Annotated in this window: 13 protein-coding genes; 5 read left to right on the top strand and 8 right to left on the bottom strand. The window is 33.1% G+C overall.

Annotated features, from left to right (window positions below; genetic code table 11):
• Positions 1-196: 196 nt before the first annotated feature.
• The 7 genes from ACIQYG_RS26435 to ACIQYG_RS26405 form a co-directional block, all read right to left on the bottom strand.
• On the bottom strand, positions 197-556 hold the full coding sequence (locus tag ACIQYG_RS26435; RefSeq protein ID WP_402844436.1) for an MmcQ/YjbR family DNA-binding protein: 360 nt from the start codon (positions 554-556) through the stop codon (positions 197-199).
• A 151-nt stretch (positions 557-707) separates the two neighbouring features.
• On the bottom strand, positions 708-1,091 hold the full coding sequence (locus tag ACIQYG_RS26430) for a YkvA family protein (protein ID WP_402844434.1): 384 nt from the start codon (positions 1,089-1,091) through the stop codon (positions 708-710).
• Between the two features lie 163 nt (positions 1,092-1,254).
• Positions 1,255-1,788, bottom strand: a complete 534-nt coding sequence (locus ACIQYG_RS26425; RefSeq protein WP_328176004.1) for a GNAT family N-acetyltransferase — start codon at positions 1,786-1,788, stop codon at positions 1,255-1,257.
• Between the two features lie 215 nt (positions 1,789-2,003).
• A complete protein-coding gene (locus ACIQYG_RS26420; protein ID WP_402844430.1) occupies positions 2,004-2,507 on the bottom strand; it encodes a DinB family protein in 504 nt (167 codons plus the stop codon).
• Between the two features lie 195 nt (positions 2,508-2,702).
• Entirely contained in the window at positions 2,703-3,197 is a 495-nt protein-coding gene (locus ACIQYG_RS26415) for a GNAT family N-acetyltransferase (protein WP_402844429.1), read from the bottom strand.
• Positions 3,198-3,282: 85 nt separating this feature from the next.
• Positions 3,283-3,657, bottom strand: coding sequence for a DUF402 domain-containing protein (locus ACIQYG_RS26410; RefSeq protein ID WP_402844426.1), 375 nt, complete (start codon positions 3,655-3,657; stop codon positions 3,283-3,285).
• A 132-nt stretch (positions 3,658-3,789) separates the two neighbouring features.
• Entirely contained in the window at positions 3,790-3,936 is a 147-nt protein-coding gene (locus ACIQYG_RS26405) for a GNAT family N-acetyltransferase (RefSeq protein WP_402844423.1), read from the bottom strand.
• Positions 3,937-4,247: 311 nt separating this feature from the next.
• Here ACIQYG_RS26405 and ACIQYG_RS26400 point away from each other — a divergent pair, with 311 nt between their 5' ends.
• The 5 genes from ACIQYG_RS26400 to ACIQYG_RS26380 all read left to right on the top strand — a co-directional run bounded on the left by ACIQYG_RS26400 (position 4,248) and on the right by ACIQYG_RS26380 (position 9,315).
• Entirely contained in the window at positions 4,248-5,648 is a 1,401-nt protein-coding gene (locus ACIQYG_RS26400) for an alkaline phosphatase family protein (RefSeq protein ID WP_402844420.1), read from the top strand.
• A gap of 90 nt (positions 5,649-5,738) precedes the next feature.
• Entirely contained in the window at positions 5,739-6,491 is a 753-nt protein-coding gene (locus ACIQYG_RS26395) for a hypothetical protein (RefSeq protein ID WP_402844417.1), read from the top strand.
• Positions 6,492-7,497: 1,006 nt separating this feature from the next.
• Positions 7,498-8,415 (top strand): class I SAM-dependent methyltransferase, encoded by a 918-nt coding sequence (locus ACIQYG_RS26390; protein ID WP_402844414.1) that lies wholly within the window; start codon positions 7,498-7,500, stop codon positions 8,413-8,415.
• A 219-nt stretch (positions 8,416-8,634) separates the two neighbouring features.
• Entirely contained in the window at positions 8,635-9,021 is a 387-nt protein-coding gene (locus tag ACIQYG_RS26385) for a hypothetical protein (protein WP_402844412.1), read from the top strand.
• A gap of 153 nt (positions 9,022-9,174) precedes the next feature.
• Entirely contained in the window at positions 9,175-9,315 is a 141-nt protein-coding gene (locus ACIQYG_RS26380; protein WP_402844409.1) for a hypothetical protein, read from the top strand.
• 688 nt (positions 9,316-10,003) lie between these two features.
• On the opposite strand, the gene ACIQYG_RS26375 is transcribed toward ACIQYG_RS26380, so the two are convergent.
• Complete coding sequence (locus ACIQYG_RS26375; protein WP_402844406.1) at positions 10,004-10,549, bottom strand: hypothetical protein; 546 nt, start codon at positions 10,547-10,549, stop codon at positions 10,004-10,006.
• Positions 10,550-10,728 lie beyond the last annotated feature (179 nt).

The raw sequence follows: 10,728 nt of genomic DNA, 5'->3' as shown, positions 1-10,728 counted from the left end.
AGCTAACCACTACTACTGCCTTCATGGTTCGGGACTTTCACCCTATAGATTGCACCCATGCCGGGCGCACGAAAAAGCTGCCTTAAAGACAGCTCCGATCTTCAGCTAACGCACCCGTTAGTTTAAGTAGATTATTTCACAATCATAGTAAGTTCCACAGAAAAAGGCATAAATCCTTCCTGCTGAATCAATGCCTTCACTTTTTGAAATTAACTTTACTATTATTTTTTTTTTTAGTTAACATATAGCTTTGTTTTATCATTTCGTAAATGTCTTCCTTTGGTACAGTACCGTCAAGAATTATCGAATTCCAATGGTCCTTATTAAGATGAAATGCCGGAACTACCGAATGGTAAATCTGACGCCAATAATTCAAAAAACCGGGTTCACACTTAACATTAATCCAAATATGGCCATCTTTTTCAAATATCCACGCAAACACTTTCTTGTTATCTATATGTCGCATTAACGTCCAATTCTTATTACGAAATGGATAATCTTCATATGTATTACCCATTCCTAAACAATAACCGATAGCTTCCTCTCTATTTTTCATTGTTAACCTCTTCTCTAACATAATAACTTGCTAGTTAAAGCTACATCCTTAATTTTAACCCCTGGACACTTTATTACACTAACCTACCCCTATAGTTGCATAAAGAAAAAGCTGCCATAAAGACAGCTCCGAACTTCTGCTAACGCACCCGTTAGTTCATTAAGCGATAAATATTAATAATAGCCCATATTATGATTAAGCCCCAAATCATTACGATTATTGTGCCGACTATCCAATTCTTCGGCTTACCATTTTTCATCATTTCTTCTGCCTTAACTTCACAGTCGGTTAATACACTCTTTGGTATCATCTTTAATGCGATCATTATCCCTATTGGAACCAGAATTACATCGTCTAGGTAGCCTAGAATGGGGATAAAATCAGGTATTAGGTCTATGGGACTGAATGCATAAGCTACAACACAAGCCGTATATACTTTTGCATACCAAGGCACCCGTACATCTTTACAAGCAAAATAAAGTATAAAAATCTGTCGTTTTAGACTCCTCGCCCAAGTCTTAATTTTATTAAACATTTTTTCTCCTATAATAGTTAAGATTTTATTTTCATTATAAAACAAAATAAGATTTACAAAGGATTGTTATTGCACTAACCTGCCCCGTTAGTTCCATAAAGAAAGAGCTGCCTTAAAGACAGCTCTGATCTTCAACTAACGCACCTGTTGTCTGAAGATTTAATTACTTATTACTTTCAAGTAATGAATAGACATAGGTATCGTGAGCTTCACCATTTTGATACATATATTTCTTCAAAACTCCCTCTTTTTGAAAACCAATTTTAGTTAGTAAATTATTAGATGCTTCATTGTCAATAAATACAACAGCACCTATACGAGTTAAATCCATAACATCAAAGCCATATGAAAGAACTTTAGATATTGCTTCTGAAGTATATCCTTTTCTCCACTGCTCTGGATGGATTTCATACCCTATTTCTGCTCTTTTATGTTTAGGTAACCAAGCATTAAAGCCAATTGTTCCAATTATTCCTTTGGTCTCTTTTCTCTCAATCCCCCAGCGTATGCCTCTTTTTTCATCGTAGTTTTTTGAAAAGAAGTCAACGAACTTCTCTGCTTGCTCTATACTCTGTAATGTTTCTTGTCCATAATAACGTGTTACATTGTTGTTAGAAAAACAAGCAAAAATACCTTCTGCATCCTCTTTTGTTATTTCTCTTAGTATTAGTCTTTCTGTCTCTAATATTGGAAACATTAATAACTCTCCCTTGTTTGGCTCTTATGTATTTTTATTACATATAATACCATAAATGTCATTTGGTTTCTTATAGAACTAAACTGCTCCGATAGTTCCATAAGAAAAAGAGGTGCCAAAGCAACTCTCTTATTAAAGTAAAGCACCCGTTAGTTTAAGTACATTCCTTCACATATTTAAATTATAGAACCCATTAAAAACCTCTTAGTAACCTATCATACATAGGAGTTAGACAACTTTATATCTTTTATTTGTTCAATATGTCTTTGCTCATGTAAGTACAGTAATTCAATCCATTGTTCTAAAGATAATTCACCAAATGCAGGATGGTTCGCTGTTTTTTTTGATAGGATAGACTTATCATCGATTGAACGAAGAATATTTAATAAATTTTCTCTTGATTGGGTTAAAAAAATTAAAATAGTTTCAACACTTAAAGGTTCTTCAGATGGTTTAGCAATTTCTGGTGATTCAAATTTTTTGGTTCTATCAGAAACTAAATGTATAGGTTTATGTACAACACTTTCATGGTCTTTATCCTTTAACCCATTTTCTATAGCCTTTGTAAATAGATTTTCTGACAAATATAAGTGATGGCAAATTTGTGAGATACTCCACTTATCCATAGTAGGTTTATCATTTATTTTTTCATAATCCAATTCTTTAACTTCCTCAATTAACTGTTCACTTGATTCTAACAATAAATCAAAAGGATTCATTTTATCTCTCCTTAAAAATTAGTAGTATTTTATGAGCTATAAAGATAATCTATTTTAATTTTAACGCTAGATTTTAGTAGTTGGTACTAAATTTTGGTTATTCTTTAACTATCCTGCCCCGATAGTTGCATAAAGAAAGAGCTGTCTTAAGACAGCTCCGATCTTCAGCTAACGCACCCGTTAAGTTCATTAATTCTAACTGGAAGAGATGTTATATATCATTGTCCAAGATGTTCCTGATGAATCACATTGTTCAAATCCAAGTTTCTTATAAAGTTGTACAGCTTGAGTGTTTTTAGGGTCAACGCTCAAAGATAGTGATGTATAACCATCTCTAGAAGCTGTTTCAAATAACTTTTCCATAAGTAGGTTACCTATTCCCTTACCTCTTACTTTATTAATTACAGCTATACCTAGTTCAGGAGTCTTATCATCAACATATCCATAACCTTTTTGATTTTCTGCAAATAGGCGATACCATGCAGCACCAACAGGAAAATTATCTTCAAAAGCAATTATTGCTTTATCACCTTTTCGTCCCCATCCCTCACTATATTTTTTGATATGTGGTAAATTTAACAGTTCTTCTTTAGGTGGCTTATTTTCAGGAATATGAATAGCTTCATACATCATATCCGTTAAAAAATCTAAATCATGCTCACATTGTTCCAAACTTTTTACATGTATCAAAATTAATCACCCCATTTGATACTAATTCGACATAGAAATTTCATTACCTGTTCTTCAACTAATCTGCCCCTTTAGCTTCATAAAGTTATTTTAATTCATTAACTAAGAATTCCTTATGACAATGGGATAAATTAATCAATTCAAAGCTTTTATTACTTATTAAATTAGTAAGAATGTTTACTTCATCCCAAGCTGAATCATAAAGAGATTTATCAATAATTCCATTTAAAAAAGCCTCTTCAAACTCATCAGCATCTTTTTGAATTATTTCTCCAGAAGGTAACAAAATAATATCTAAATCATCCAAATATGGAATATCAGTATCTGCTCCATTACCAAGGCAAACATCAATATACCATTGCACTATATTCCCATTAGCATCAAACATTGTTGTTACAGAATGTTTTTTTCTAAGGGGAATTGTTGAAGCCACATCCTCTTTAGCATCTTCATCCCCCAAACCTACGAGTATTTACCTAATTATAACATTCGATTTTAAGTGAATTTCTATAAATTGGGTGGTTCCTTTTTCAACTAACCTGCCCCGTTAGTGTCATAAGTTACCATAATAATACTTTTAGGTAGCGTATTATTAGAAACGGTTCACAAAACGGTATCCTGTTATTTCATAACCCAATTCTTTATCAAATTGATGTGCTTCATCTTTACGTCCTATACCACTAGCTAACCATGTACCTACACATTTATGTTTGTTTGCTGAATTCTCCACAAATTCCATTAAACTCCGGCACACATTTGAATCGAAACTTATTATAGAAATTTCACCAAATCGATTTAAATCTTCAATCTTTTCTCTTATACGAAACTCTAACATTCCTAGAATTGAATCAGTTTCCTCTTAATAATGTTTACTAAAACTTTACATGAAAAATAATCCTCATTTGTTATTTTTGGGTTACCCCTTATTTTATATAAATAAATATTGGTGTTTTTAACATTTAATTTACAACCTATTAAAAATATATTAATATATTTCCCCTATAATTCTCCTTAGCACGTATAATACGACAACAATTGGAGGTAACAATATTGTTTAAAAAGAAGTTAAAGAAAAAGCTATTTCCAGTAGCTGTTCTTTCAACAGTTGCCATTAGTGGTTTAATGGGTGGTTTCTCACATGTAAGCGCAGAGGATTCTGTGAATAAGAACGCAACAAATAATGGGGAAATCAAAAACGTCATTGTTTTAATCGGTGATGGCATGGGAGTTTCTTATACTTCTGCTCATCGTTATTTAAAAGACAATCCATCAACAAAAGTTGTAGAACCAACAACATTTGATCAATACCTTGTTGGTCAACAAACAACTTATCCGGAAGACCCTGAACAAAATGTAACGGACTCTGCTTCTGCAGCAACTGCCATGTCTGCAGGTATTAAAACATATAACAGCGCGATTGCAGTTGACAATGATGGTTCAGAAGCAAAAACGGTTCTTGAAGCTGCTAGAGAAAAAGGAAAAGCAACAGGTCTTGTTGCAACTTCTGAAATTACACATGCAACACCTGCTTCTTTCGGATCACATGATCACAGCCGTAAAAATATGAACTCAATTGCTGATGATTATTTTGATGAAATGGTGAATGGCCAACATAAAATCGACGTTCTTCTTGGTGGCGGTAAGAGCAACTTTGAACGTAAAGACCGCAATCTATCAGAAGAATTCAAAAAAGATGGATACAGCTATGTGGAAAACCGTGAAGACATGTTAAAAGATAAAAATGGCAAAGTTCTTGGTTTATTTGCTGATGGCGGACTTCCAAAGAAAATTGACCGTACAGAAGAAGTTCCTTCATTAAAAGAAATGACAAACACTGCTCTTTCAAAATTAAACAAAGATAAAGACGGGTTCTTCCTAATGGTGGAAGGAAGCCAGATTGACTGGGCAGGACATGACAATGATATTGTTGGCGCTATGAGTGAGATGGATGACTTTGAACAAGCGTATAAAGCAGCAATTGAGTTTGCAAAAAAAGACAAGCATACATTAGTAGTAGCAACAGCTGACCACTCAACCGGCGGATATTCGATTGGTGCGGACGGTATTTACAACTGGTTCAGCGAACCAATCAAAGCTGCAAAGCGGACACCTGACTTCATGGCGCAAGAAATTGCTAACGGCGCAGGTGTTGAAGCAACATTGAAAAAGTATATTGATCAAAATATCCTAGCATTAACAGAAAAAGAAATTCAATCAGTTGAAGATGCAGCTAAAACAAAGAAAGTTCTTGATATCGATAATGCGATTGAGAACATTTTCAATAAGCGTTCTCACACTGGTTGGACAACAGGCGGACATACAGGTGAAGATGTTCCTGTGTATGCATTCGGACCATCAAGTGAAAAATTTGCTGGACAAATCGACAACACTGAAATTGCAAAAAATGTTTTTGATGTCTTAGATTACGATATTAAAATTCAAGATAAGTAAGAAATAAATGGGTAAGCTAAAAGTATCCCGTTGCTATAGTACAAGCAACGGGAACTTTTTTTGAATATAGAATCCTACGGAGGAATCATCATGAAAAAGACTCTTTCTATATTATTTTTAATCACGCTCCTTGTTGGCTGTTCATCAAATGCCAGTCCTGAAAACAATGAAAAAAATACAGGGAACCAAAACCAAACAGAAAATAACGCCAACGAAAAAAATGATGAAACCAAACAGCAAAAGAATCAGGAGCAAACTGGGAGCAAAATTGACGAGTATCAGCCTAATCCTCAAGTAACGGATGACCGTTCATTGCAAAAGGTTGGTCAAACATATGCAGACCAAAAAGGGGAAGCCACTTTAAAAGCGCTTAAAAATATTAATAAAACGTATGAAATTGGATCGATCGAATTAACAATAAGAGAGATGAAATTGATTCACTTAAGACCTGATTATGGTATGATCGATTATTTTCACGTATTAACACATGATGAGGAGTTTGATTTTGTTAAAGTTTTCGTTGAGATCAAAAACAAATCTTCAGAGAAAGTGAATTTCGCACCAATCGCATTACTAGAAACGAACACAGGCGAAACTTTTGATTGGCAGAAAGATATTTACCTTGAAGAATTAAACGGTGAAATGGAAGGCAACAGTACAAAATTTGGAAACCTTGGTTTTATTGTAAATGCAACAGGTAATCATGCGCATAAGGAAGGGCACAATGAGTCAGATCACAAGGAAGCAAAGGACATTAAGTGGATTGAAATAACAACAAGCAATGTATTTGATAAAGACCAGAAAAAAATTAGCGAAGCGCAAAAAATAAGAATTGAGTTTTAATTCTATGTAAATGAAGATTTCCCGAAATGGAGAACCCCTTGGCAGTCAAGGGGTTTTTTTGATGGGTTCCTTTAAGAGTGATTACGAAAACAAAAGTTATAAATTGAAAAAATGGTAAAAGAAATCACTTGTAAGTATGTTAAATTAATTTTCGGAGGACAGTTTTTAAACCATTTAACTTTAAGGCTATATAATAAAGTTTAATCAAATTAATGCTATTCCTTGAGAAAAGATTGATCATTTTTGTGATCCTTAATGAATTCCGTATAGACCCAAAACAACACACATTAAACCTCCGAAAATAAATAAAACTTTAAGAAACCAATAATTAAATGTTAGAGGTAAGGGCGTTATATATTTAATGTGTTCAAAAAACTTTCTATTATCAAACCGGTAACGAGTCGTATAAACCAAACCAGTCCAGGTTGCGATAATACCAAATATAGTTGCAAATATAAACCCAAAAATGTCTTTGTCCACTCTATTAATCCCACCTGAATTTTTCTTTTATACGTTTTCCAAACCATTTTGGTTTAACTGTAAGTTCCCCTAGAAAACAAGGGTTGCCGCAGCAACTCTTGTCACAACCGTCTGCTTCCCTCATGATCAATCGTTGGAACATTACCCAGAGTTTGTAGTTTCACGAACCAAATAACAAAATACAAATAGCAAAAATGATAATGGCTAAACCAAATAGAATCAACACTATTCTCATAACCCATACGGGATAAATTTTAAAAGTAAAGATAGCAAAAATAAAACAACGGTTTCACCTATTGAAGCGTTATTAATTGCTGAATTTCCTATCTATTTTTCGTTCGTGTGTTGTTCTTTAGTAAGTTTAAATCCATAAACGATAAATATGACTCCAAATAAAACAAAAACAAATCATTTTTATTGACAAAAAAATTTAATTATGCTATAATTTACAGTTAAAATATTTGTGTGTATAATAAGATTCTCCTGGCCAGGGGAATCTTATTTTTGCTATATGGGGGATTAATGTATGAAGAAAAATGAATCAAGTTTAACTTCCTTAATATCAGCATTTGGTCGAGCATATCACAGTAAATATGATACACCCCAAATTTTTGATGATTTTATTGCAAGAGATCTAATTACCCAAAAAGAATTTTCAGATATTCGTGAGAACATGATTAAAGGAATTCAATTCTTTAATAAAGAAATTGCAAAGAAGTTTGAAGATCATCCAGATGAAATTTTAAAATGGATTACACAAGTCCAACTTTCTCCAACTCCTTTAGCACGTGCTGCCTATTGCGAAAATGTATTATTCCATGAAATGTTGCTAGGCATGAAACAGTATGTCATTCTAGGAGCTGGATTAGATACCTTTTGTTTCCGACATCCAGAACTAAACGACAGCTTAGAAATATTTGAAGTTGATTATCCAGCCACACAAGACTTTAAAAAGATAAGGTTAGCAAATGCTAATTATCAAATTCCGGATAATCTTCATTTTGTTTCAATGGATTTCACCAAAGAGTTTACTATTCAAAATCTTGTTGAAGAATGTTTTATACCTAACAGAAAAACTTTCTTTAGCTTTTTAGGTGTTTCTTATTATTTAACAAAAGAGGAAAATGCCAACTTGATTAATAAATTATTTACCAAAGTTCCATCAGGAAGTTCTATCGTTTTTGATTATGCAGACGACAAACTTTTTGAAGAAAAAGGAATGTCTAACCGAGTTCAAAATATGGTTCAAATGGCTTCAGCTAGTGGTGAGCCTATGAAATCATGTTTTACTTATGATGAAATGGAAAAAATGTTAGAAAACTCAGGTTTACTCATTTATGAACATTTATCACCTGTTACTATTAATAATCAATTCTTTCGTAATCGTAAAGACTATTTGTCTGCATTCGAAACGATTCATTACATCCATGCTGTAAAAAAATAATATTTCAGTTAATAACCGACTGACCTCTCAATCTTCCCTATGATTGGGAGGTCAGTCGGTTATTTTTATCTAAGGTTTATATATTTTAATTTTCCTTACTATAAGTTATTCCACAATCTGGCCCTTTATCATCCAATTGTTAGTTGTGTCTAACAATTGGGGTGCAGTTCATACGTAAGGAATCGACTATTCGGTCGATAAAAAAAGGAGGTGCGTACTTTGAAAAAAATTATTCTAAGTTTAGCTCTATTAACTACATTAAGTTTTTCTTTTTTTAACCCAGCTAATGCATCTGCAGCTTATGATGATGCTAGAATGGGTAAATATGATAGCACAGTAACTACAAGTAGAATTACTTTAACTGAATCTGATGATTTATATATCCATGTAGGTAACTTTTCATCAAAAACAGTGAGTGCTTACATATTTAAAAATGGAATCCTATATTCTTCAATAACGGGTATAGGATGGACTAATGTACATAAAAAATTGGATGTTTCAGCAGGCGAGTATTCATTACGTTTGTATTGTGGAACAAGAAGTAATCCAACAACTGGATGTGTTTCTTATGGGGAAATAGCTGATTATTATACAGATAACCATTAGACTAGGAGAGTTTAAATTAAAAAAAATGATGCAAAATCTCCCTATTTATCTAGGGCTTTTTATTGATCATCTAGCAAACCCTTGCTACATCAAGGTTGTATACAATCCTGATTAAACGATAAAAACAACAAAAAGAAAAGCCTGAAGCGTGAAGTGGAATCCACTAAAAAAGAAGTGGCAGCTGCTAAAGAGGAAATAGAAACGATTAAATCAGAAAGAGAAGCGGAAAAAGCTGAAAAAAAGGCTTCTTTGCTCGACTTTTCGGAAAGTGAACAAAGAGCCTACAAAAAATAAAAAAGGGGGTATGACCAACCCTGGTTAGTTTGTCATACCCCCATTATACAATAATTAACTTTCCAGTTAAAATCATACAGATTACTTACCGGGGATTTTCTTTTATACCCCATTCTTCAATAAGGGGTAGCGGCAGGAAAATACGGATATACAACGTTAAGTTGTATCACCAACAATTTTAAATCAAAATTCGATTTCCTGTACATTAAGAAATCAATTTTTTATTTATCTTAATCAACTAACGCACCCGTTAGCCATCCATGAAGCGCAAAAAATCAGCGCTTCACCACAGAGAATGAAAATGGTTCAGAACCGTCAATACTAATTCTATGGCTGGCGAAGAAGGTCGTTGAACTATGGTGCCTTTGAGCCCATCCGTTAGTCTGACTCCGACGACCACGGTGTACCACCGACTGTCGCGCCCTTTTTGGGTAGCACTCATGGGAGATTAATCCTTTTTTGGTCGTCGCGCTAGCCTCTACTTAATTTGCTTTGATTGGAGGTTTTTGTTTAACGATATACAACTCAATCAGATCACTCAAGGCTCAGCCTTTTTTTAAAAAGCGTTTTTACTGGGTCTATTTTGTTGTGATTTTTTCTGGATTTTGAGCTTTTTTAATTTTCATGGGAGTTTAAACTTGTACTTATTCACAATAATAGCAACTACCTTTAGGAATGATATTTGTATTTATATTTCACCGATTATATTCCCAACATTATCTAAGAAGTCTATATTTATGTTAGAGAAGTTTTTTTGATTATTATTGTTCATCAATATCCAAATTCTAGTTTTATCATTGAGCATAACAATATCTGCATCTATTCCATTAACTTTTATGGTCTTCGTTTCAGTAACTATATCTTTCGGTATGACACCGTGTAAAAGAATATCTTCAGTTAACTCATCAACAACACTTGAATATGAATAACCTCTATCTTCATCTTGAGAATAATATGTTTGTTTCCAACCAAATTTCCCTTTTTCAAACTGTACTAATGAAACATTATTACCAACTTCAAATGGCACAAATGTATAATTACCAATTCGGTAAAATTCCTTATCGCCAATTTCATTTTGAGCAACTTCAGTCTTAAATTCGCTATTTATGAATTTTTCAAATGCTTCATCGACAGTTTTAGAACTTAGATTTACAGTTTCTATATTTGCAAATATTGCATATATAAAAATCATTGATATGACAAAAATTGAGGTTGTTTTTGTACGTTTCCCCAAATTATTTCTTCCCCCATTATTTTCACTTTTAAATTTCTTGAATTAACTTATTGTTATTTTATCATTTGTTCTTATTAAACTAAACTCCCTCTATAAACATTGATGTATCAACGATTTGCACCACTCGGTGTATTAGGGAAATTATTTTTTCATTCTACTTTTAAACAGAGTATTGAAAT

The organism is Peribacillus sp. NPDC096622, assembly GCF_044762665.1.
GTDB classification, from domain to species: Bacteria; Bacillota; Bacilli; order Bacillales; family DSM-1321; genus Peribacillus; species Peribacillus frigoritolerans_B.
This window is presented reverse-complemented; position numbering and strand designations above follow the sequence as displayed.